Consider the following 23706-nt stretch of genomic DNA (forward strand, 5'->3'; position numbering starts at 1 on the left):
AATATCTGTCCTACAACACGCAGCAGAATCGTAATCAGATAATCCAGACTCTCAGTTACTGATTACTCCGAAATTGTATTCTGCTCCAGATATTTCTTCAGTGAAGAGACATACAGATTCCCCACCTTGCTGAGAATCGAATTCTTTCTGGTAATATAGCCAATCTCCATGTCGCTGTTCTGGTTCTGCTCATCCCCTTCGAAGGGAATTGCCAGATAATCACTGCCATTAAGCTCCTCACAGATAATCCCTGAACACAGGGTATAGCCATTGAGTCCTACCATCAGATTCAGCATAGTCGCCCGATCCGAAGCCTTGACTGTTCTGGAATATTCATTGGTAGACAGAATTTCCTCTGACAGATAAAAACTGCTCTTGTCTCCCTGTTCAAAGGACAGACAGGGATATTTTGCCAGCTGGCTGTAGCTGATAGATTTCTCATTTGCCAGTGGATGATTTTTCCACAAATATACATATGCCTGACAGTCAATCAAATGATGAAACTCCAGATTCGCAGAGTGGAGAAGCTTTAGCAGTGCCTTTCTGTTGAAATCACTGAGATAAAGTACTCCCACCTCGCTTTTCATGGTGCTGACGTCACTGATCACATCTGCAGTCTTTGTCTCCCTGATGGCAAATTCATATTCCGACACATCAAACTTCTGCACCATATCCACGAATGCTTTCACTGCAAAAGAATAATGCTGGGTGGAAACGCCAAATTTCTTCTTATAGGAACCACCCTCACTGTATTTCTCAACCACACTTTCATACTGTCCGTATATCTGACGGGCATACATCAGAAATTCTGTCCCGTCATTGGTCAGTGTCACACCACGGCCGCTGCGGTTGAATATAATGATTCCAAGCTCCTTCTCCAGTTCCTTCACTGCATTGGTCAGAGAAGGCTGGGAAATATACAACGCCTCCGCAGCTTTATTCAGTGAACCGGTTTCGGAAATTGTAATGATGTAATTCATCTGTGTTAGTGTCATGTTGTCTCTCCCTTACATATCCTTAGATCTTTTAATCAACTTTTTTCAAAGTATTTTCTCTGGCTGTAATAATTTTACTATATCATCTGAAGTTTCTCAACATTGCAATTTCTGCAAACAAAAATCTCCTGTGCAGACATATCAAATCGATTTCCTATCTGCTTCAGAAGATTTTTTATAAAAAATAATTACAACAGTCTGAATACCTGCTCTGCAGTTGCAGCCATATTTGCCTTTGCAGTGTCCGAATCCATTGCTTCTTCCAGTGTGGAAATTCCGCGCACGATTGGAAAGAAGGCATCTATTCCTACTTCATTGCAGGCAACTGCCTCTTTCGTAACGCTTCCTGCAAATGCAATGGTTTTTGCGCCATATTTCTTACCAAGCTTTGCAACACCGACCGGGGCTTTCCCCATGGCAGTCTGATAATCCAGACAACCTTCACCTGTTACAACCACATCTGCATCCTTCATTTCCTCTTCTATATGGACAGCATCCAGAATAAGCTGTATTCCGGGCGTCAGCTCGCCATCCAGATAATTCAGAAATGCAAATCCAAGTCCGCCTGCCGCACCTGCACCTGCCGCATTCTGGTTATCTTTGTCGGTCACTTTGGCAGTAACCTCTGCATAGTTTTTCATGCCTGCATCCAGAATCGGAAGCATATCGGGGGTAACTCCTTTCTGCGGTCCATAGATATATGTAGCTCCCTGAGAGCCGCAGAGAGGATTGGTCACATCACAGGCAATCCTGAAATTACACTGGGAAAGAAGTTGCTTTTTGTCTGAAATTTCTACAGATACAATCTTTGCAAGTGCCTGTCCGCCTTCTCCGGCATCCTCTCCCTTTTCATCCAGAAATCTGTAGCCAAGTGCTTTCAGCATACCCACTCCGCCGTCATTAGTGGCACTTCCGCCAATACCGATAATGAAGTTGCGGATACCCCTGCTAATCGCATGAAGGATCAGCTCTCCCACACCACAGGTGGTAGCGGTCATAGGATCCTTCTTATCTGAAAGTGTGATACCTGCTGCTGTTGCCATTTCCATAACTGCGGTATTACTTTCCCTGAGATATCCATAATATGCCTGAACCGGCTCATGATAAGGACCTGTAACTGTCACATCCACACGTTCTCCCTTCAGACCTTCGATCAGCGCATCCGTAGTTCCCTCTCCACCGTCAGCCAGAGGTTTTACGATCACTTCTGCGTCCTTTTTTGCTGCAAGAATACCTGCTTTGACAGCCATTCCTGCTTCCATGGAAGTCATACTTCCCTTAAATGAATCAACTGCAACTACAACCTTCATAGCCAAAACCTCCAACTATTTCTATTATTTAAGACGGGTGATACATATTATGTTCTTTCTCCAGTTCTTTATAAAGCTGCATACAGTTCCAGTTCTGATTATGCTCCGTCAGAACCGCCTTGTAATCCACAGGTGTACCTGCTTTCCGCAAAGTATAGAGCACCTGGTCAAACAGATTCCCTGTGATTCCTGCAAGAATCAGCATTTCCTTCTCCATCTGCTCCTGAGGGATCAGTGCTGATGGAATCTGTACCTGAGAAATCTCTTTCACTCCTGCCAGATATCCGATTGGCTGACTATAGTCCTGAGGTTCTATGGTTTTAATCCGAAGCTTAAAAGGCAGCAACGCCATCTTTAACTTGCGAAGCTTCTGCTGATCCTGAAAATTTATTAATAAAATAGTTGGTTTCATATAAACACTCCTTCTGATACAAGTAAATCCCCACCCACTACTTATTGCTCTTTACAATTGAAGCAGGGACTTCTTTGATTCGGTTAAATAATTACAACTATTATACCCTCTTCACCCGAACCTGACAATCATAATAGCCTGCATAGGACTTTTTATATCACAGGAATATTACAAAATAATTTCCGGCAACGCAGAAAAACAGGCTTCGATATCTGTTTCATCGATGCCTGTTTTTCTGTGTTACAATTTGGAGCGGCATGGCTTTATCAATTACAAACTATTTCGCAGGATGTTCCTTGAGCACTTCGGAAACACTCCCACTCAAATAAGAAAACAGCGGGAAATATTGTAATTCACACATTATTGTGATAAAGTAGTGTCGTGCTATTTTTCCTGAACCCGGTATCTTATCACAGTTATAGGCCGCAGAAATTTTACCAGATTTGCGCATCACTCAATCCGTCTGCCAATATAGTCCTTCGGGTATCAGGAAATGAAAATAAAGAGGAGGGAACAAATGAAAAAATTCTATTCGTGGTATAAAAAACATATTACCGCAGCAATCTTTACCGGTCTGATCCTTGGTATCATTACCGGACTGTTTCTGGCAAACCGTTTCGAACCGGTACTTGCCATCACAAGCCTTATCGGAAGCATTTACATGAATGCTCTGAACATGATGATCTTTCCACTGGTCTTCTGTTCCATTATCATGGGTATCTCCAGTATCGGAAATGCCCGCACAACCGGCAAGATCACAGCCGGTGCCATGATCTTTTTCCTGTGCACTACAGCCCTTGCCAGCCTGGCAGGACTGATCATCCCGCGGCTGATCCATCTCGGTGAGGGTGTTAAATTCGAGATGGCAACTTCCGACATCCAGGCAACTGAGATGACCAGCATTCTGGACACCATCAAAAACCTGATCCCATCCAACCCGGTTGCAGCTTTCGCAAACGGAAATATGCTTCAGGTACTTGTATTCGCAGTCATCGTAGGCTTCACACTTATCGCCATCGGCGAAAAGGGTACTGCACTTCTGAAAGTCATCGATTCCTGTAACGAAGTCTGTCTGAAAGTCATCAGCACAGTTATGTACTTCACACCTATCGGTGTATTCTGTACTATCGTTCCTGTTGTAGAAGCCAACGGTACAGAAACCATCATTTCACTGGCAACTCAGCTGATCATCCTGTATGTGGCATTCTTCGGATTTGCCCTGGTCATTTACGGCGGCTCCGTGAAATTCATCGGCAAAGAAAGCCCTGTGAAATTCTTCAAAGCAATGCTTCCTGCAGCTCTGAACGCATTCGGAACCTGTTCCAGTTCAGCGACCATTCCAATCAGTAAACAGCGTATGGAAGACGAAATGGGCGTATCCAACAAGATCACAAGTATTGCCATTCCTCTTGGCGCTACTGTAAACATGGATGCCGTATCCATCCTGATGTCATTCATGATCATGTTCTTCGCCAATGCATGCGGAATTAACGTAAGCATTTCCATGATGATCATAATCCTTCTGGCAAACGTACTCCTGTCAGTAGGAACCCCGGGAATCCCGGGCGGTGCCATCGCATCCTTCGCAGCCCTGGCAACCATGGCAGGTCTGCCTGCAGGAGTTATGGGCGTTTACATCAGCATCAATACACTCTGCGACATGGGCGCAACCTGCGTCAATGTTATCGGAGATATGGCGGGATGTGTGGTTCTTAAGGAGAAGATTAAATTAGAAGATTAAGCAACCCCTAAATCTGTTGTTTCCAATCGACTTAACGCAAAAAAGCTGCTGTGCATTTCTATAAGCACAGCAACTTTTTTATTTACAGCAATCTCTTCGTCACGTTACTCTACACCGAATAACTGCTCCACGGTTTATCGGTTAAATTGCTGTCTGTCTCTATTTCTTTAATCCGGTTGTAACCTTACAGTTAGTTACTTTCAGGCTTCCTTCAGAAGCAAAGAGTGACAGACTTTCTCCCGGACGTTTATATGCTCTTGCATTTAATGCAACACCGTCTACATAGATTGTAGCAATTGTATCATCTACGATCATTTTAATATTGTACTTTTTACCAGGTACCAGCTCCAGCGGTCTCTCCAGTCCGATATTCTGGTTTGCAGGCCATGGCCAGTTTGGTTTTTTCTCAAATACATATCTGTCTTCTGTTACATTAAATACGAACTGATAAGACTCAGCCTTATCCTCATCTTCATAGAATCTCACACCGAAAGTTCTAGTTCCTTCTGTGAATTCCACATCTGCTTCGAATTTGAAGATATCTCCTGTATCTTTTGCAACTACTTTTTCTGTACTCTTAGTTGGAGTATCAATTACAAAATCTTCTGTCTTTTCTTCTTTATCAAATGCATTCCATACAGTTTCCGGAATTCTTACACCAAGAGTTCCATCTTCTCTCTGGTAAACCTCATGTGCCATAAATGTTCCTGCCCAGATGAAGTTATTGTCATCATCATCCTGATCCTTGGTAGCAACCCAGCCAAAGAGGATTCTCTGTCCGTTCAGTTCAAAAGTACGTCCTGCATAATAAGATCTGCCGTCAAATGCATCATCTTTCGGTGCGATCCATGGACCTTCCAGACTCTTGCTCATACGGTATACCATTTTACTTCTGTCACTGTATTCTGTCACAATATGATACCACCAGTCACCAATCTTAAATAAGTCCGGCATCTCATGCATAGTATAGAGATCCGGTGCCCAGAAATCTCCTTCAAACTTCCAGTTTTTCAGGTCTTTGGATGTGAATTTAACAGTTCTTCCTGTCTGTCTTGTCTTTGGTCCCTGTAATCTTGCGCCAAGGATCAGCAGATACTGATCATTTTCCTCATCGCGGATCACCCATGGATCTCTCCAGTCATCCGGGTCATAACCTTCCTGTGGTGTGAAGGTAAGTGCATCCTGAGTTTTGTGCCATGTTACAAGATCATCGCTGTATGCATGCATCAGAACCTGAGATGGTTTTCCAAGTGCCGGATAATCGCGGTTATAGCCTGTATAGAAAATATGATACTGTCCTTCTGCCTCGAAAACACTGCCTGCAAAGATGAACTGATCCTGTTCTTCATCTGTTCCTCTCGGAATTGCCACGCCTTTATCTTCGTAATGTACAAAATCAGAAGTTGTTGCCAGATCCCAGCCAAATGGTTCTCCAAATGGTCCCGGTTTTCTGGTATCTCTCTGATGATATAAATAGAATTTATCTCCATGTCCAAATGGCATGCAATCGCCAAACCATGTTCCCGGGAACTGATAGTATAATTTCTGCATAGTCTTAATCTCCTTTTTTATACTTTATTTCACTTTACAGGCCTGCTTGTACTTTTCCGGCAAGCCTGTTATTTACTCATAAATCAAACTACTGTTATCAGGTAATTCTTGCATATTATCAACCTTTTACTGCACCTGCTGTCATACCTGCCAGCATCTTCTTGCTGCTGAAGAAGTAGAAAATAAATACCGGAAGTACTGTTACAGTGATGGCTGCAAATGTACCACCCCAGTCTGTCAGTCCCATGCTTCCTACGAAGTCATTTAAACCAAGTGTAATGGTTTTCATATCTGTAGATCTGGTAAATGTATAAGCATTAATATACTCATTCCAGCAGAATACTGCCTGCATGGTTGCTACTGTGATAATAGAGTTCAGTGACATCGGAACCACCATCTTAAAGAAACATCCTATCGGTGAACATCCATCAATGATCGCTGCTTCCAGCATTTCTTCAGGGAAGAATTTGCTGAATGAATAAAACAGCTGAATGGAATAAGACAGTGAAAAAGCAATCTGTGGCAAAATAATTGCCGGGTATGTATTGATCAGTCCCATCTTATTAAAAATAGTAAACAATGGAATCAGTGCAACCTGCATAGGAAGCATCAATCCAAGAAGGAAATAATTAAGGACAAATTTTCTGCCTTTGAATTTGATTTTGCTTAATGCAAATCCAGCCATCAATGCAAATAAAAGCAGAGGAATCAATACACCGATCAAAACAATGATACTGTTTTTAAAATAAGTCAGCATATGGCTTTTTGTAAAAACATTGATAAAGTTTGTCAGCACCCATTTTGACGGGAGTGCATATGCCGGTAACTGTCTGAAATCATCCAGTGACTTAAAGCTTGAAGTAAATACATAGAAGAAAGGATAAACCTGCATCACAACAAGGATTAATGCTATAACCCATTTAATGATGCTCGGAATGGTTGGTTTTTTCTTTTTCATTCGTCATCCCCTCCTCCTGTGAATTTACGGAATAACATTCCAACTACCATACAGATGATTACGATCATGATCGCTACAGAACTTCCGTAACCATATTTCATACTGCTGAACGCCTGTTTATACATATAAGTTGTCATAAGTTCAGAAGCATTTCCCGGTCCTCCATGTGTTAACAGATAAGAGAACTCGAAAGATCTCAGGGAACCATTCAGTACCAGCAGACAGTTTGCAATGATAACCGGTTTAATATAAGGAATTCTTACATAAAGATATTCCTGCCATGTTGATGCTCCATCGATCAGTGCTGCTTCTCCCAGTTCATCCGGAACACCGATCAGTGCTGCATAAAAGATAACCATATACAGTCCCAGGTATTTATATGCTTCTACAAAAGCTGTTACATACAGTGAAATCTGAGGATTGGAAATCCACTCCATCAGTTTCAGAGATGGATCGATGAATGATAATACCTGATTCACAATACCGGTTGGAGTTACTGATAATAACTTTGTAAAAATCTGGCAAATCGCTACAGAAGAGATAACTACCGGAATATAATACAGAGTCTGTAAAGCAACTCTTCCTTTTTTAATACGACTGAGGAGAATCGCAAATAATAAACCTCCAAATACCTGAATTGCAACATTGATCACTGTATAAATCAGTGTATGCCATACAGTAGATCTGAAAACATCATCCTGTGTAAGAAGTTCAATGTAATTTTTGAAGCCTACAAATACCTTTTCACCAACACCGCTCCAGTCAAAGAAGCTGTAATATCCGGCCCATACAATGGACACGATTACAAATGCCGTATAGATAAGAAATGCCGGAAAAATAAATAAGAAAATTACTGATTTTTTTCCAAATGCTTTCTGCACGAGGCTCCCTCCTTTCCGAAAATCAAATTGTTTTATGTCTTTTCTTTCAAAGAGACTGACAAAAATTTTGCCAGTCTCCAGACTACTGCTTAAATTTTTTTATTTCTTTACCAGAGAATCACAGGTCTTAATAAATTCATCCGGTTTTATGATTCCCTGAGCAAGCTGCTGCTGTTCATCAACAATTTTAGTCATTACATCTGAATCCAGTTTATCATCCCAGGAAGTCCATGCTGTTTCTGCATCTTCAAACATTGGCTGAATATCATAGAATAACTGAGGAAGTCCCTCTGGAATTTCGTCGCTACTAAATGGTGAAAATACCTGTACCTGATTGTAGCAGACATCAGAATAATTCTCACACATATAATCAAAGAATTCCTGCATGGTATCATCATATGTTGCCTTATTAAATGCTTCTGCAAATCCTGCATGTATCGGTATGTTTGTAGGCATATTGTCCATTCCTTCTGTATCTGGTACAGGGAAGAATCCAATTTCTCCCTTGTCATACATATCTTCAGCAAGATTAAACTGACCAGAACCTGTATAAAAAATCGCTCCTGAACCACCGAAGAACAGGTTACTTGCAGAAGTAAAATCTACACTTGCAAATCCAGGTTCAAAATATCCTTTTGTTCCAAGATCATAAACAAGATTTACACCATATTTTGCAGATTCGTTTTTATCAAAAGATTCGGTTCCTGCCTGATATCCCTGAATAAATTCAGGTCCTGTCACTCTCCATGGAGAGAAAGAAAGATATCGCATAATCTGCCATGCTTCAGAGCCGCCTATGATTACCGGAATTTCTCCTATATCTGCGATTTTTTGACAATCTTCTTCAAATTCTTTCCATGTTGTTGGAGTATCTTTGATTCCCGCTTTTTCAAAGAGATCCTTTCTATACATAAAATATTCACAGTACAATGCCTGAGGGAAAAGATACAGGTTTCCATCATCTGCATCTGTAAGAAAATCACGAATTGCGCCATTCAATTTATCTGCATATCCATTTCTTTCAAGTTCATCTCCTACATTAACCAAAGCATCAATATCTTTGCAGGCTGTAGAAAGTGTTCCATTCGGGCATCCGAAAATATCCGGAAGTGTATCGCTGTTGATATACATCTGAAGCTTTGTGAAATAATCCTGCTGATCGTTTACAAGTTCAATTTCATAATCCAGACCTTTTTCATCACAGAAATTTTTAAGAAGATAATCAAATGTCTTATACTGTTCTGTAGACTCTGTACCTTTTAATAAAGCAGTAATCTTCGTTCTTTTTCCATCATCCGATTTCTTCGCAGAAGCTGTAACTGCTCCCATGCCTGTCAGAAGACTGGCTGTCATAGCTGCCGTCATGGCAAGTGATAACACTTTTTTCATTTTCCTCATTTACTTGTTTCCTCCTTTTAATTTGTGTTTCCTCGTTCTTGATGATTTTATTTTAGTCTTTTTGCCTTTTATAAACAATTGGAAATAAAAGTAAAAATAGGAGATTTGTGCACAAATTTTATACTGTGCACAAATCTCCTGTTCTATCGTCAGGCAGATAAAATCATCCGCCTCGCTACTTGCCTGATTCGATTAAATGACTTACCTGATACAGTTAACCTCGCTGTTTATATATATTTCCTGAATTCATTGGGTGTAATACCGTAACGCTTTTTGAATACTTTTATGTAATATCCAAAGTCTTTGTATCCTACCATTTCTGCGATTTCATATTGTTTATATTTATTATCTGCAATCAGTTTCTCCACCTGTTGGAACCGGACATCTGTCAGATATTCCAGAAAACTCTTTCCGGCATATTTCTTAAGAAGGCGGCTGATATAGGTTCTGCTTACATGGAATTTCTCAGTCAGATCATCCATAGATAAATCTCCTGAATAATTCTTCTCAATGTAAGAAAGAACACTCTGAACCAGTTTCCGGTTCCGTTCATCAGTTCCTTCTGTATTCTGTTTAATCAGCGTTCCAAACAGATTCAGCAGACAATTCAACACCTCTTCTGTGTTCTCGCACTGACAGATTCTTTTTATTCCATCCTGAAGCACAGAAAGATTCCAGTTTTTATTATGAATTTCACTGTCAACTGCACAGATATATGGAAATTTCATACATCCCAAAAGTAAATCCATTGCTGCAAATTTCACCGGAGATACATCTTCCGGTGCGTTTCGAAATATCTGATGAAGTTCATCCTCCGCTTTCTCAAAACTATCCTGAAACAAAGTCATCATAAAATGTGTTTTTTCACCGGAAGTAATCACAAAGTCTGTCTGTTTTTTATATTGCAGATCTTCGTATCTGAGTATGATATTCGTACCCAGATAAACACATTGCCTGCATGCTGTCTGTGCCTTACGGTACTGTGCATTTGCCTGATATTCGTCCACTTCTACATCGCTCAATCCAAAATTCATATGTGCTTTCAGATACCGTTCTACTTCTACCTGTATCTTACTGCATGCCTGCAATGCTTTTTCCATACATACTGCGTTTTCTTCTTCCTTTTCAAACAAAAGAATAAAATTATATTCTGCAGTTGCTGTATTATAATCGCTCAAAACATGAATTCCAAAATCATTAAAAATTTCCTCAAAAATATTGATGCATGCAAATTCCTCTATCCATTTATCTCCTGTATGGATTTTATTTTCTCCAACAACTTTTCGCCCTACACACACAATATATTTCTCTATTGTCAGATTCAGAGATTCTGCCTGCTCTTTTACAACTCCTTTTCCCTGGATTCTTCCATACAGAAGATTTCCCGCAAATTTGGATCTCAGCTGCGGAACTGACCTGTTGAAATATTTCTTCAGATCCCGGATTTCCTGCTGTTTTTCCTTCCTTGCATGAATTTCCCCTGCAATCCGGGCAGCCATTGCCTTTAACTCATCATAGTCCACCGGTTTGAGAAGATATTCTTCCACACCAATGCTGATTGCTTTCTGAGCGTAGGCAAAACTGTCATATCCTGTCAGTATCACTATAACCGCATTGGGATAAATCTCATGTGCTTTTTCTGCAAAATCCAGTCCATCCATTCCCGGCATCTTCACATCTGTAAGGATCAGATCCGGTTTCGCCTGCTCCAGTTTCTCCAGCCCTTCCAATCCGTTCCTTGCAGTTGCGGATATACGGTATCCATAATCGCTCCATGGAAACGAACATAAACCATCCAGAATAATATATTCATCATCTAATATCATTACCTGCAATTCCATTATCTCTCGTCTCCCCTTTTTTTGTTATTTTCATTTACAGTTTCATCGTATTTCCTGTAAGTAACTCCGACATTACCGTTCATCGGAATTTCCAGTATTACCTGTGTTCCCTTCCCCGGTTCTGATGTAATGCTCATCCTTGCCTTATTCTGATATACATAATCCAGTCTCTTTCTCACCGCATACACTCCCAGATGAGTATGTGTCCGCTCTGCTTCATGATCTGGCTCTTCCTCTGTCCCCATCAGTTTCTCCAACTGCTCCTGTGACATTCCAACTCCATCATCCTTTACTGTAAATACTGCCATTCCATCTGTAATTTCTCCTGAAACATAAAGGAAACAGTCCCATGTCGCATTTTCCACACCATGAATCACCGCATTTTCCACCAGTGTCTGAATAGTCATTTTCGGAATCTCTAATTCATTTAATCTCTCATCCACTTCAATATAAGATGTAAATTTATCTCCATATCTGGTTTCCTGTATGTAAAGATAATCCTGTACATATTTTATTTCCTCACGAATATAAACCATACTTCTTTTATTACTGATACTTGCACGCATCAGACTGCTGATAGAAGTAACCATATGACAAATATTATCCTCGCCCTTCTTTCGCGCCATCCAGTTGATCGTATCCAGTACATTATAAAGAAAATGCGGATTGATCTGTGCCTGCAAAGCCTGGAATTCAATATCTTTGTTAACTGTTTCCATCTCCACAACCTGTTTTATCAGCTGCTCTATTTTCTCTATCGTCTGGTTGAAAACAGAATTCATGGTTCCAATCTCATCCCTTCTTCCTTCCGGAAGACGGACAGAAAAGTCACCCTCCGCAAACTGCTGCATTGCTTTACTTGTACGCTTGATCGGACCAGCGATTCCCTTTGCCAGAATATTAGCAAGAAAAATACACAACATCAAACTTGCCAGAATAAGCATGATTGTCGTTTTCTGTAATCCTCTGGCTGTTTTCTGCAAGAAACTCATAGGGATCATTCCTACAACTGTAAGTCCTGTGTCAGAACTTCTCTGATATACACAGTCATAACCCTGTCCATCTGCAGTAAACAGAAATTCTCCTGTGTTGCCTGATATTTTTTCTATCCAGCTTCTGTCACTGATTGTCGCATCATTCTCTGCACTCTCTATCAGAACATTTTTGTCATTGTCCAGAAGAAAAATATGTGCAGCCAAAGAATCTCTGGCTGTGATCGTCATTTTTTTCAGATAGCTCAGCTTAATAGATGCTCTCAATATTCCCACTGGCTTCATAGTCAGAGAATCTTTGATCTGCTTTGCCATATACATCAGGCCTTCCTCAGAAGCATTATAATAAATACAGCGTCCTTTTGCCTGCTCCGCCAGTTCACAGGATATCTGAGCGGTCTTTTCATGAATCTCACGATTATTTGCCAGCAGATGATTTGCTCCGTTATAACCATACAGCTGGATATCCTTCATATAAATACTTGTATATCCCTGCAAAAGCAGCCTTCTGATCTGCCCTGATCTTGAATAATAGGAATACAGCTCTGTGCCATCCGATTTATATGGTTCATCAGACTCCAATTCCTCCTGAACCGTACTGTTATTTGCAATATACTCAAATGAATTCCTCACCATATCAAAATAATGATCCAAATTCACCGACAACTCGTTCACCACTCCCGCAGACTGCTTCCTTGTCTGTTCTGTCACAATTGAAGATGCAGACATATACTGCGAAACACTGGCAGCCAACAGAACAACCAATGCTACCCCTAACGTACAATACAGAATTTTTCTCTGTATCGACAGATTAATATACCACTTCTTTAAATTTTTCATCTCTCTTTTCCCTTTAATACCCCTTTATTTTTCCCGTTTTTCACTGCTGCGGTCTATTCCGGACAGCCAAAAAGCCGACACACTGCTTCCAGTCAATGTATCGGCTTTACTGCTTCATTTTATTATACAGGTATATTCCGTAACTTTTTCTGTTTTACAGATACTGACTGAATTCCACTTTCTCCTTGTTCGGACCCTCAATGGTAAAAAACTTCACACCATTTTCCCAGAATGGCAGGAAATGAATGGTATCCTGTGTGGAGTTTAAACCAGCTTCATTAATATACCGGAAAATCTCCTCAATATCTCTTACATCAAGTGCAACATGATCGATCGCTCCATGCTCCATCTTCGCCGCATGATTCTCATAAGTCTCCACTACCAGAGTTCCCAGTTTCAGAAACACAACCTTCTCATTCGCTTCCTCATTTACAGTCTCAAATGCAGTCTCAAAACCAAGTTTATGATAAAACTCCACAGTTTTATCAATGTCATTTGTCGGAATCCCGATATGCTGTACCCCTGTTGAATAATTCTTTAAATCCATGATCTTTACCTCTTTCTGCTCATTTTTGTAGCTTTTACTCATTTATTTTCATAATTTTACTTATCCAATATTTAATATTTTATTTTTTACAATATACGCAGAAAATCATTCGATTGTCAAGAGTAATAACTGATTCTTTTCACTTGACCCCTCCGTTCCCACCACCTCATCCATTTTCTCTTACACAGCCAATAGCCAGCGCGAAGCAGCATCTCTCTGCAGGTGAATCTGGAGGGAGCTTAGTAACTCTAAGGTGGGGGAAATCCGCGTTATGAAGAAAAATAGCAACCTGTCTGAGCGGAGTCTGCGACGGAGCGAGTTTTGCATTTTTCTTCATGCTTTTAGCGGATTTCCTCCACCTTAGAGTTACTTAGCCCCCGGAACTGAACCTGCAGAGAGATGCTGCTTCGCGCGTCCCTTATTGTCTGTGTACGCCCCACACCAACAAACTTCCCCCAAATACTTACAAAAACCTCTTGACTTTCAAAACAAACAGCGTTAAAATTGCTTTAGCTTTTTAAACAGCTAAACCTATAACGCATAAATTCAACGAAGGGAACCAGTAAAAACAGTCCCCCTGTCCTCAGAGAACTGCAGTCCGGTGAAATGCAGTGACAGATCTGTTTCGAATATCATCCCCGAGAAGGAAAGCCGAACCCTTGAATACAGCCATCACAGATATTGCCGTATTCACAGTAAGCTTCCCCGGCCGCCCCCCGTTACAGGAGCCGCGTATATCGGTACGTTGCAGAATCGTACTTGTTTCAAAGGTGAAACAGGGTGGTTACGGAATATCATATGTCCGTCCCTGCGTGGGGCGGACTTTTTTTATGTTATAGGAAATTACTCCATAATATTCCTATAACATAAAAAGCCCTGACACACGAGACATACTTTCTTTTCCAGGCTGTCGATCTGAAACCGAAACACTACTTCTGTTTTTCGCAGATAACAGAATTCACCACAGATGAAAAATGTAACTAATTACATATGATAACCATTACATTCCATCTGCCTTGAATCTGCTCCAAATTCCGAAAAACAGCAGTAAATTTTTTGAGAGGAGTAGAGAGCATGAAAATCTACAAAAAAATCATGAACGCACTGGCTGCAGTAGAAAAGATCGTCCTTGTGATCTCCACACTGCTGATCCTGGTGCTGACTGTGGGAAACGTATTTTCCCGTAAAGTCATCCACCGTTCCTGGTCCTTCACAGAAGAACTTGTAGTAGCGGTATTCGTACTCATCACCCTGCTGGCAGCCGCACTGGCCTGCCGCGAAGGAGAACTGGTCAGCCTGACACTGGTCACAGACCGTCTTCCAAAAAAACTGAAGAAACCATCTGTGATCCTGATCACAGTCCTGAGCATCATCTTCAGCGTCATCCTTTTCAAATACGGAATGGACAAGGTAATCACTCAGCTTCAGAATGGAAAAAGAACCTTCGTATTAAACTGGCCTGAATGGATCTTCTGGTCCTTCGTACCCATCGGTGCAGGATGCATGATCCTTCACTTCATTGAATTCTGTCTGGACTTCTGCTGCAAAACCGACAGCGCCAAAAATACCGACAACAGCACAAAAAGTAACATGAACACAATCACAACAGACAAAAAGGAGGGCAAATAAATGATCAGTGCAATCTTATTTATCTCCTTCTTCATATTCCTGATCCTGGGTGTACCCATCGGAATCTGCCTCGGACTTTCCTCCGTATGCGCAATCCTCTACTCCGGTACATCCCTGACGATCGTAGCAACCAACATGTACTCAGGAATCAGCAAATTCCTGCTCCTGGCAATCCCATTCTTCGTACTGTCAGGAAATATCATGGCAAAAGCCGGTATCTCCAAACGACTGATCAAATTCGTTGATACCTGCGTAGGCCACAAAAAAGGCGGTATCGCCATCGTATGTGTTATCGTAGCCTGCTTCTTCGGCGCCATCTCCGGTTCCGGCCCTGCAACTGTTGCAGCTCTTGGCGCCGTACTGATCCCTGCAATGGTAGAACAGGGCGGTTTCTCCGCACCATTCTCCACAGCACTGATGGCAACCTCAAGCTCCATCGCCATTGTCATCCCGCCAAGTATCGCCTTCGTTGTATATGCCTCCATCACAGGCACATCCATCGCAGATATGTTCATGGCAGGTATCGTACCAGGTCTTCTAATGGGCGTGGCACTGATAATCGTAGTAATGCTGGAAGCAAAGAAACACAATATCAAACCATCCAGGGAAAAAGCCTCCGGCAAAGAACGCTGGGACGCTTTTAAAGATGCTTTCTGGGGATTCCTGATGCCGGTCATCATTCTGGGCGGTATCTACGGCGGTATCTTCACACCAACAGAAGCAGCAGCCGTATCCGTTGTATACGGACTCTTCGTAGGTATGGTCATCTACCGCGAAGTTTCCATCCGCGATATGTTTGACATCCTGGTAGACTCAGCAAAGACAACCGGTGGTATCATGCTCATCGTAGCAAGTGCCTCCCTGTTCTCGTTTGTATGTACCAAATTCGGTATTGCAGATGCAGCCTCCAATTTACTTGGAAGCATCGCACACAATCAGTTTACCTTCCTGCTGATTGTAAATATCATCTTCCTGATCGCAGGATGCTTCATCGATGCAAACTCTGCTATGTACATCTTCATTCCGATCATGCTTCCTGTATGTAAGGCTCTTGGATACGATATAGTAGCATTCGGTGTTATGGCAACTGTAAACCTTGCAATCGGACAGGTAACTCCTCCTGTAGGCGTAAACCTCTTCGTAGCAATCAGCATCAAGATCAAAAAAGGTCTGGAAGTTACTCTGCAGGAGATCTCAAGGGCAGTTGTGCCAATGATCGCAGCCTGCGTTGCAGTTCTTCTGATCGTTACATACATCCCGATCACCTCCACTTTCCTTCCGAAAGCTCTTGCAAAAGAAGGCTCCTACACAGGTGATCAGTCCTCCGCTTCCTCTGACACAGCTTCCAAGGACGCAGGAGACGGCAATAACTCCTTTGACACAATCGCAGATTACAGCGACCTTGACTGGCCGGAAATGACCTGGAACTTCGCATGCTCCACTACTGAGACAAGTACATGGGCTGATGGCGGACGTAAGTTCGGTGAACTGATGGAAAAAGCCACAGGCGGCAAAGTCAAAGTCAACATTTACGCTGCTGACCAGCTTACAAACGGCAACCAGTCCGAAGGTATTCAGGCTCTGATGAATGGGGACCCGGTTCAGATCTCCATGCACTCCAACCTGATCTACTCTGCATTTGATCCACGTTTCAACGTTGTTTCTCTTCCGTTCGTCTATGATTCTTACGACGATGCAGATGCGAAATTCGATGGCGAAGCAGGTGCAAAGCTGAAAGAACTCCTCAGTGAGTACGGACTCCACTGCATGGGTATTGCAGAGAACGGTTTCCGCGAAATCACAAACAGCAAACATGAGATTAAATCTGTAGACGATATGAAGAACCTGAAGGTTCGTGTAGCAGGCTCCAACCTTCTGATGGAATGCTACAAGAGATGGGGCGCTGATGCCACAAACATGAACTGGTCTGAAACTTACACAGCACTTCAGCAGAACACAGTAGAAGGTCAGGAGAATCCGCTTCCCGCTATCGACGCTGCAAGTGTTCAGGAGGTTCAGCCTTACTGCTCTATGTGGGATGCAATTTATGACTGCCTGTTCTTCTGTATCAACGAAGACATCTACAACAGTCTCACACCACAACAGCAGGAAGTTGTTGACGAGGCAGGACAGAAAGCAGTTGAATATGAGCGTTACATCAACCGTTCCGGAGATGACGAGATCAAAGAACGCTGGGCAAGCCAGAACGGTGTAACAATCACAGAGAAAGAAGACATGGACATCGACTCCTTCAAAAAAGCAGTTGACGGTATCGATGACTGGTTTGTAAACGAGCTGAAGAGCCAGGGCTATGACGATGCCCAGGATCTGGTTGACCTTTTCACAAAGGATTCCTTCAATACAGTGGAAGATTACAGTGATCTGGACTGGCCGGAAACAACCTGGAATTTCGCTTGCTCCACTACTGAGACAAGTACCTGGGCTGACGGCGGACGTAAGTTCGGTGAACTGATGGAAAAAGCTACAGGCGGAAAGGTTAAAGTCAATATTTATGCAGCTGACCAGCTTACAAACGGCAACCAGTCCGAAGGTATTCAGGCTCTGATGAATGGGGACCCGGTTCAGATCTCCATGCACTCCAACCTGATCTACTCTGCATTTGATCCACGTTTCAACGTTGTTTCTCTTCCATTCGTCTATGATTCTTACGACGATGCAGATGCGAAATTCGATGGCGAAGCTGGTGAAAAACTGAAAGAAATCCTTGGCGAATACGGACTCCACTGCATGGGTATCGCAGAAAACGGTTTCCGCGAGATCACAAATAGCAAACATGAAATCAAATCTGTAGATGATATGAAGAACCTGAAGGTTCGTGTAGCAGGTTCCAACCTTCTGATGGAATGCTACAAGAGATGGGGTGCTGATGCCACCAACATGAACTGGTCAGAGACTTACACAGCACTTCAGCAGAACACGGTTGAAGGTGAGGAAAATCCACTTCCTGCTATCGACGCAGCAAGCGTTCAGGAGGTTCAGCCTTACTGCTCCATGTGGGATGCAATTTATGACTGTCTGTTCTTCTGCATCAATCAGGATATCTATGACGGCCTCACACCAGAACAGCAGGCAGTTGTTGACGAATGTGGCCAGAAGGCAGTTGAGTATGAACGTTACATCAACCGTTCCAGCGACAATGAGATCAAAGAACGCTGGGAATCCAAAAACGGCGTAACCTTCACAGAGAAAGCAGATATGGATATCGATTCCTTTAAAGAAGCTGTAGACGGCGTAGACGAATGGTTCGTAAATGAGCTGAAGAGCCAGGGCTACGAAGACGGCCAGGATCTGGTTGATCTGTTTACCAAATAATCCTTACGGTTACAAAACTCCATAAAAATAAATGAACAGGGTATGAAGTTTCATCAGATTACGATGAACTTCATACCCTGTTTTGTTTTTAATAATATAGAACGTAAAGTACTTGATATCTTCTATTTTTCACGTTATACTGAACAAGTATAATTGAACAGACCCGGATGCAAAGTTTCGCCCCCTGCCCTCCAGTTTCACGAAAGGAGGGTGATGCCCGATGAACACAATGGAAGTCCTTACTTTATTGTTAGTAATTTTTACGGCATTGACTTACATAGATCAACATAAAAAGAAATAAGCATCCCACCGCCCAAAGTTGGATGCTTAATTTCTTTACTCATTAATTATACCGAGGGCAACCGGAACACGCTTCCGGTCATCTTCTAAGTAGATTATACAATGGGGCACCTGATTTTTCAAGTGCCCTTTTTGTAAATTTAAATCTCAGATTTTCAGATAGGATTTAATTTTCTCCTCCTGCAGTTCTTCTCCAATCACGATCAGAACCTCCTGTCCTACATGAAGCGGTCGGATTGTAATTTCATTCTTCGTAGCATTTAATTCAATCCACTGCCGTCTATCGCACTCTGCCCATGCAGATAGTCCAGAACCATCTTCGCTGTCACTGTCTACTCTCATAAATCCCTTCATCCGGAACACACGCCCACATTCAGGATCAGACAGAATCTTCTCAGCCGCTTCCCGAAGCTCCTTCTCAGTCATCTTCACATTCATAAAGTACAAAGAAGTAAAGGCATCCTCTGCCTCAAACTCCGGTTTCCTGTAGCTTGCCATCACATATCCACAGGATGCGATTCTGTCAAAGTCCTCTTTCGACATCTCATCCCAATTCTTGTGGATAACATTAGCAGTATCCATACCATTCATTTCACAATGAAATCTCCTGCTGCAATGAACCTTCTCCAACGCCTGATTCACATGCTTAATCGTACCCTGGATTTCCTCGGGTGATGCGTCCTGGCTCTTGCTCATCACAATGCATCCGGCATCTGCCACCTCAGAAGCCAGAATGAAATCCGCCTCCTCTGACAGATCACGCTCCAGCTTAGAATCCACAATTGCAATCACATTCCCAATCTGATACCAACGATTTAACGGCTCCTCATGAAGAATATCAAAGAACTCATCCACATCAAAAATCCCAGACGGCTCCACGATCACACGGTCATAACCGCACATACCCATAGCAATCAGTTTCGTCTTAAATCTCCTCCTGTGGCAGTCCTTATCACACCCTCCTGAGATCATCTCCAGCTCACAGTTCTCTCCCATCAGATCCTGAAGCAACATCATATCCACATTCACAGCCCCGTAATCATTCTCCAGAATTCCAATATTATTACCAGCATCCATCAGATACTGCGCATACTTCCTGATAAACGTCGTCTTCCCTGAACCAAGAAAACCAGTGATCAGATCTATCTTTACCATCGTATATCTCTCCCTTGCTGCTGCATAATTTTTCTTTTTTATCCGTAAACCGGAACTTCATCATCTGTGATCCACATACCTGTACGATCATAGCATTATAACGCAGAAAACGCAACGCCCGCAAAGAAAGACCACAATTATTCATGTTCTGAAATAATTGCAGTCTTTCTGATAGTTCCTTATGACAATTCCAGCTTACCAGTATAAAGCTGATAATAAGTTCCTTTTAACTTAATGAGGTCTTCATGGTCGCCTCTTTCAATGATCTTTCCATGATCCAGTACGATGATGGCATCGCTGTTTCTGATGGTTGAAAGTCGATGGGCAATCACAAATACAGTACGGCCTTTCATCAGGTTATCCATACCTTTTTGTACAATACTCTCTGTACGGGTATCAATACTTGAGGTTGCTTCATCCAGGATCAGTACAGGCGGATTGGCTACTGCTGCTCTTGCAATGGAGAGAAGCTGGCGCTGTCCCTGGGACAGTTCCTCACCGTCTCCGCTTAACATGGTATCATATCCTTTTGGAAGCATTTTGATAAACTGGTCTGCATGAGCCAGTCTTGCTGCCTCGTATACTTCCTCATCTGTAGCATCCAGTTTACCGTAGCGGATGTTTTCTTTAATAGTTCCTGTAAACAGGTGAGTATCCTGAAGTACGATTCCCAGAGAACGTCTCAGGTCATCCTTCTTAATCTTGGTAATGTTGATTCCATCGTAACGGATTTTACCTTCCTGAATATCATAGAAACGGTTGATCAGATTTGTGATCGTTGTCTTTCCTGCACCTGTGGAACCTACGAAAGCAAGTTTCTGTCCCGGCTTGGCGAAGAGGCTGATGTCTTTCAGAATAACTTTGTCCGGGTTATATCCGAATGTAACATCTTCGAATCGGACATCTCCTGTCAGTTCTGTATAAGTAACGGAACCATCTGCAGAATGTGGATGTTTCCATGCCCACATGCCCGTTCTCTCTTTGCATTCTGTGATATTGCCGTTGGCATCCTTTCTTGCATTAACAAGTTCTACGTAACCTTCATCCTCTTCCGGCTTCTCGTCAATGAGCCTGAAGATACGTTCTGCACCTGCAAGTGCCATAACAATGGCATTAAACTGCTGTGCCACCTGCATGAATGGCTGGGTAAAGCTCTTGGTGAACTGTAAATAGGAAGCCATAACACCGAGGGTGATGCCGCCCACACCTGTTACAGAGAGAAGTCCCCCAAGTACTGCTGTCAGTACGAACTGCAGGTTACCGATGTTACCGATCACAGGTCCCATCATGTTTCCGTATTTATTGGCGTTTGCAGAACTCTCGAAGAGTGCTTCGTTGAGTTTGTCGAATTCTTCTTTTGATTTATCTTCGTGGTTGAAAACTTTTACCACACGCTGACCATTCATTCGTTCTTCCACGAAACCGGTCACATCTGCCAGAGATACCTGCTGACGGATGAAATATTTGCCACTGTTGGAACCAATCTTACTGGTAACCTTCAGCATAATAAAAATAATCACAACTGCCAGAATTGTAAGCAGCGGACTTAACAATAACATGGAAATAAAGGTAACCACGATCGTAAACAGCGCCATCAGCGCCTGCGGGATCGCCTGGCTGATCATCTGTCGCAGGGTATCTGTATCGTTGGTATAGAGGCTCATGACAGATCCGTTTGTATTCTGGTCGAAATAGCGGATCGGAAGAGTCTGCATATGCTCGAACATATCATCACGGACACTTTTAAGCACACCCTGACCGATATAAACCATCATTCGGGTATAAATAAATGTGGCAATCACACCAAGTGCAAAAATACAGCCAAGGACTGCAAGTGCCTTATAGAGTTCTGCAAAGTTCGGATCTGTCTGTCCGATCAGCGGGATGATAAAGTCATCCAGCAGAAATTTCAGGGACAGGGATACTGCAATACTTGCTGCGGAACTGATAAAGATGCAGATAAATACGATGATAAACTGTATCTTATGGGTTCCTGTCATATATTTCAGAAGTCTTTTGGCAGTTTGGATGGTGTTCTGATCTAATTTTTTCTTCTTATTCATCGTCTCCGCCTCCTTTGACCTGTGATTCATATACTTCTCTGTAAATATCATTTGTCTTCAGCAGTTCTTCTGAAGTACCCACACCTGCGATCTTACCGTCATCCAGTACGATGATCTGATCTGCATCTTCAATAGAAGAAACTCGCTGTGCGATAATAATCTTTGTTGTGTTCGGGATCTCCTCGCGGAAAGCCTTACGTATCAGGGCATCTGTTCTTGTATCTACTGCACTGGTAGAGTCATCCAGGATCAGGATCTTCGGTTTCTTGAGAAGAGCCCTTGCAATACACAGACGCTGCTTCTGACCGCCGGATACGTTGTTACCGCCCTGAACGATCATTGTATCGTAACCATCCGGGAACTCACTGACGAATCCATCTGCCTGGGCCAGCTTACAGACCCTCCGAACTTCTTCCTCACTGGCATGTTCATCACCCCAGCGAATATTGTCATAGATGCTTCCTGAGAACAGCACATTTTTTTGAAGTACCATGGAAACCTGGTCACGAAGTACTTCCAGATTGTAGTTGCGTACATCCACGCCTCCCACCTGGACATTACCCTTTGTGACATCATAGAGTCTGGGGATCAGCTGCACCAGGGTAGACTTTGCACTTCCGGTTCCGCCGATGATACCTACTGTCTGACCGGATTTAATATGAAGATTTACATCCTTCAGGGAAAGATTTCCTCCCTCTCCTGCATAGCTGAAATCTACATGATTAAAGTCAATGGAACCATCTGCCACATTCTTTACTGCATCAGCTTTATCCTGCATCTCAGGAACTTCATCCAGAACCTCTACAATACGGTCTGTGGATGCTTCTGCTATCATGATCATAACAAACACGAAAGTTACCATGTTCAGGGACATGAGAATCTGAAGTGCGTAGACAATGATACTTGTCAGCTCACCGGTTTCCATGCCACCGAGAACAATACCTCTTCCGCCAATTGCAACAATGATAATGATTACAGTATACATGACAAACATCATAACCGGTGAGTTCCATGCAACGATTTTCTCTGCTTTAGTAAACAGATTATAAACATATCTGGAAATTCCATGGAATTTCTCAATCTCATAGTCCTCTCTTACGAAAGCCTTAACTACACGTGAGGCATTTACATTCTCCTGAACGGAATTGTTCAGGTTGTCATATTCATCAAAGACCTTGATGAAATGCGGATGTGCCTTTTTCGCAATAAAGATTAGTGTACCGCCAAGGACAGGAACAACTATCAGGAAAAGCACTGCGATCGGTTTGTTGATCGTCAGTGTCATAATCCATGACAGGATGATCATAAACGGTGCCCTGGCAAGAAGGCGAATACTCATCATGTATGCCTGCTGTACATTTGTGATATCAGTGGTCAGTCGTGTGACCAGACCTGATGTTGAAAAGTGGTCGATATTTTTAAAGGAAAAATCCTGCACCTTATAAAAAATATCGTGTCGTAAATTCTTCGCATATCCTGCTGCTGCAACTGCCGCCATATTTCCGGCCTGTACGCCGAAGAACAGGGAAAGCATTGCCATTGCAACAAGGATGACTCCACGCTGGATGATATAGCTCATATCTCCGTTTGCAATACCTACGTCGATAATCTTCGCCATCTCCAGAGGAATCAGAACTTCCATCAGTACTTCCAGGATTACAAGGATCGGAGCCAGTACAGACTGCTTCTTGTATTCCCGGACTGAACGTAAAAGTTTCTTATTCATCTTTGTCAATGTCCTCCTTATGTCTCGTTATTTC

General features: G+C 42.5%; 16 protein-coding genes. 3 read left to right on the forward strand and 13 right to left on the reverse strand.

Annotation, left to right across the window (positions count from 1 at the left end; all coding sequences use genetic code 11):
• Nucleotides 1-62 precede the first annotated feature (62 nt).
• The 3 genes from LJE09_RS05960 to LJE09_RS05970 form a co-directional block, all read right to left on the reverse strand.
• The gene (locus LJE09_RS05960) at nt 63-995 is read right to left on the reverse strand and encodes a LysR family transcriptional regulator (RefSeq protein WP_118521907.1); all 933 of its coding nucleotides are present in this window, start codon (nt 993-995) and stop codon (nt 63-65) included.
• A 188-nt stretch (nt 996-1183) separates the two neighbouring features.
• On the reverse strand, nt 1184-2305 hold the full coding sequence (locus LJE09_RS05965) for a glycerate kinase family protein (protein WP_227311050.1): 1122 nt from the start codon (nt 2303-2305) through the stop codon (nt 1184-1186).
• A gap of 28 nt (nt 2306-2333) precedes the next feature.
• Nucleotides 2334-2717: a DUF3783 domain-containing protein gene (locus tag LJE09_RS05970; RefSeq protein ID WP_055200934.1), complete on the reverse strand. Its 384-nt coding sequence runs from the start codon at nt 2715-2717 to the stop codon at nt 2334-2336.
• A 517-nt stretch (nt 2718-3234) separates the two neighbouring features.
• Here LJE09_RS05970 and LJE09_RS05975 point away from each other — a divergent pair.
• Nucleotides 3235-4458, forward strand: coding sequence for a dicarboxylate/amino acid:cation symporter (locus tag LJE09_RS05975; RefSeq protein ID WP_055200930.1), 1224 nt, complete (start codon nt 3235-3237; stop codon nt 4456-4458).
• A gap of 159 nt (nt 4459-4617) precedes the next feature.
• Here the strand turns inward: LJE09_RS05975 and LJE09_RS05980 are convergent, their stop codons facing one another.
• The 7 genes from LJE09_RS05980 to LJE09_RS06010 all read right to left on the reverse strand — a co-directional run bounded on the left by LJE09_RS05980 (nt 4618) and on the right by LJE09_RS06010 (nt 13466).
• Nucleotides 4618-6009: a GH32 C-terminal domain-containing protein gene (locus tag LJE09_RS05980; RefSeq protein ID WP_025580901.1), complete on the reverse strand. Its 1392-nt coding sequence runs from the start codon at nt 6007-6009 to the stop codon at nt 4618-4620.
• A 118-nt stretch (nt 6010-6127) separates the two neighbouring features.
• Nucleotides 6128-6967, reverse strand: coding sequence for a carbohydrate ABC transporter permease (locus tag LJE09_RS05985; RefSeq protein ID WP_008705243.1), 840 nt, complete (start codon nt 6965-6967; stop codon nt 6128-6130).
• Nucleotides 6964-7848: a carbohydrate ABC transporter permease gene (locus tag LJE09_RS05990; protein WP_008705245.1), complete on the reverse strand. Its 885-nt coding sequence runs from the start codon at nt 7846-7848 to the stop codon at nt 6964-6966. The genes LJE09_RS05985 and LJE09_RS05990 overlap by 4 nt, the downstream gene beginning before the upstream one ends.
• A gap of 99 nt (nt 7849-7947) precedes the next feature.
• Complete coding sequence (locus LJE09_RS05995) at nt 7948-9246, reverse strand: ABC transporter substrate-binding protein (RefSeq protein ID WP_022380978.1); 1299 nt, start codon at nt 9244-9246, stop codon at nt 7948-7950.
• A gap of 227 nt (nt 9247-9473) precedes the next feature.
• On the reverse strand, nt 9474-11087 hold the full coding sequence (locus tag LJE09_RS06000; RefSeq protein WP_008705249.1) for a response regulator transcription factor: 1614 nt from the start codon (nt 11085-11087) through the stop codon (nt 9474-9476).
• Nucleotides 11087-12919 (reverse strand): cache domain-containing sensor histidine kinase, encoded by a 1833-nt coding sequence (locus tag LJE09_RS06005; RefSeq protein WP_161233708.1) that lies wholly within the window; start codon nt 12917-12919, stop codon nt 11087-11089. The genes LJE09_RS06000 and LJE09_RS06005 overlap by 1 nt, the downstream gene beginning before the upstream one ends.
• 154 nt (nt 12920-13073) lie before the next feature.
• Nucleotides 13074-13466: a VOC family protein gene (locus LJE09_RS06010; protein WP_055059749.1), complete on the reverse strand. Its 393-nt coding sequence runs from the start codon at nt 13464-13466 to the stop codon at nt 13074-13076.
• A gap of 1074 nt (nt 13467-14540) precedes the next feature.
• Here LJE09_RS06010 and LJE09_RS06015 point away from each other — a divergent pair.
• Together LJE09_RS06015 and LJE09_RS06020 are read left to right on the forward strand one after the other, a co-directional pair.
• Nucleotides 14541-15095 carry a TRAP transporter small permease gene (locus LJE09_RS06015; RefSeq protein ID WP_025580891.1) on the forward strand — a complete coding sequence of 185 codons (555 nt, stop codon included), beginning with the start codon at nt 14541-14543 and terminating at the stop codon, nt 15093-15095.
• Nucleotides 15096-18428: a TRAP transporter large permease subunit gene (locus LJE09_RS06020; protein WP_227311051.1), complete on the forward strand. Its 3333-nt coding sequence runs from the start codon at nt 15096-15098 to the stop codon at nt 18426-18428.
• A gap of 447 nt (nt 18429-18875) precedes the next feature.
• Here the strand turns inward: LJE09_RS06020 and LJE09_RS06025 are convergent, their stop codons facing one another.
• The 3 genes from LJE09_RS06025 to LJE09_RS06035 form a co-directional block, all read right to left on the reverse strand.
• A complete protein-coding gene (locus LJE09_RS06025; protein ID WP_161276090.1) occupies nt 18876-19883 on the reverse strand; it encodes a GTP-binding protein in 1008 nt (335 codons plus the stop codon).
• A 179-nt stretch (nt 19884-20062) separates the two neighbouring features.
• Nucleotides 20063-21946, reverse strand: a complete 1884-nt coding sequence (locus tag LJE09_RS06030) for an ABC transporter ATP-binding protein (RefSeq protein WP_008705260.1) — start codon at nt 21944-21946, stop codon at nt 20063-20065.
• The gene (locus tag LJE09_RS06035) at nt 21939-23672 is read right to left on the reverse strand and encodes an ABC transporter ATP-binding protein (protein ID WP_008705262.1); all 1734 of its coding nucleotides are present in this window, start codon (nt 23670-23672) and stop codon (nt 21939-21941) included. The genes LJE09_RS06030 and LJE09_RS06035 overlap by 8 nt, the downstream gene beginning before the upstream one ends.
• Nucleotides 23673-23706: the final 34 nt, after the last annotated feature.

Origin of the sequence: Blautia sp. DFI.3.45, from assembly GCF_020593505.1 — a bacterium.
GTDB classification, from domain to species: Bacteria; Bacillota; Clostridia; order Lachnospirales; family Lachnospiraceae; genus Blautia_A; species Blautia_A wexlerae.

Bases quoted from the DNA above. Each gene is read 5' to 3' on its own strand.
- LJE09_RS05960 (WP_118521907.1), bottom strand. From the start codon at position 995: ATGACACTAACACAGATGAATTACATCATTACAATTTCCGAAACCGGT.
- LJE09_RS05965 (WP_227311050.1), bottom strand. From the start codon at position 2,305: ATGAAGGTTGTAGTTGCAGTTGATTCATTTAAGGGAAGTATGACTTCC.
- LJE09_RS05970 (WP_055200934.1), bottom strand. From the start codon at position 2,717: ATGAAACCAACTATTTTATTAATAAATTTTCAGGATCAGCAGAAGCTT.
- LJE09_RS05975 (WP_055200930.1), top strand. From the start codon at position 3,235: ATGAAAAAATTCTATTCGTGGTATAAAAAACATATTACCGCAGCAATC.
- LJE09_RS05980 (WP_025580901.1), bottom strand. From the start codon at position 6,009: ATGCAGAAATTATACTATCAGTTCCCGGGAACATGGTTTGGCGATTGC.
- LJE09_RS05985 (WP_008705243.1), bottom strand. From the start codon at position 6,967: ATGAAAAAGAAAAAACCAACCATTCCGAGCATCATTAAATGGGTTATA.
- LJE09_RS05995 (WP_022380978.1), bottom strand. From the start codon at position 9,246: ATGAGGAAAATGAAAAAAGTGTTATCACTTGCCATGACGGCAGCTATG.
- LJE09_RS06000 (WP_008705249.1), bottom strand. From the start codon at position 11,087: ATGGAATTGCAGGTAATGATATTAGATGATGAATATATTATTCTGGAT.
- LJE09_RS06005 (WP_161233708.1), bottom strand. From the start codon at position 12,919: ATGAAAAATTTAAAGAAGTGGTATATTAATCTGTCGATACAGAGAAAA.
- LJE09_RS06010 (WP_055059749.1), bottom strand. From the start codon at position 13,466: ATGGATTTAAAGAATTATTCAACAGGGGTACAGCATATCGGGATTCCG.
- LJE09_RS06015 (WP_025580891.1), top strand. From the start codon at position 14,541: ATGAAAATCTACAAAAAAATCATGAACGCACTGGCTGCAGTAGAAAAG.
- LJE09_RS06020 (WP_227311051.1), top strand. From the start codon at position 15,096: ATGATCAGTGCAATCTTATTTATCTCCTTCTTCATATTCCTGATCCTG.
- LJE09_RS06025 (WP_161276090.1), bottom strand. From the start codon at position 19,883: ATGGTAAAGATAGATCTGATCACTGGTTTTCTTGGTTCAGGGAAGACG.
- LJE09_RS06030 (WP_008705260.1), bottom strand. From the start codon at position 21,946: ATGAATAAGAAGAAAAAATTAGATCAGAACACCATCCAAACTGCCAAA.
- LJE09_RS06035 (WP_008705262.1), bottom strand. From the start codon at position 23,672: ATGAATAAGAAACTTTTACGTTCAGTCCGGGAATACAAGAAGCAGTCT.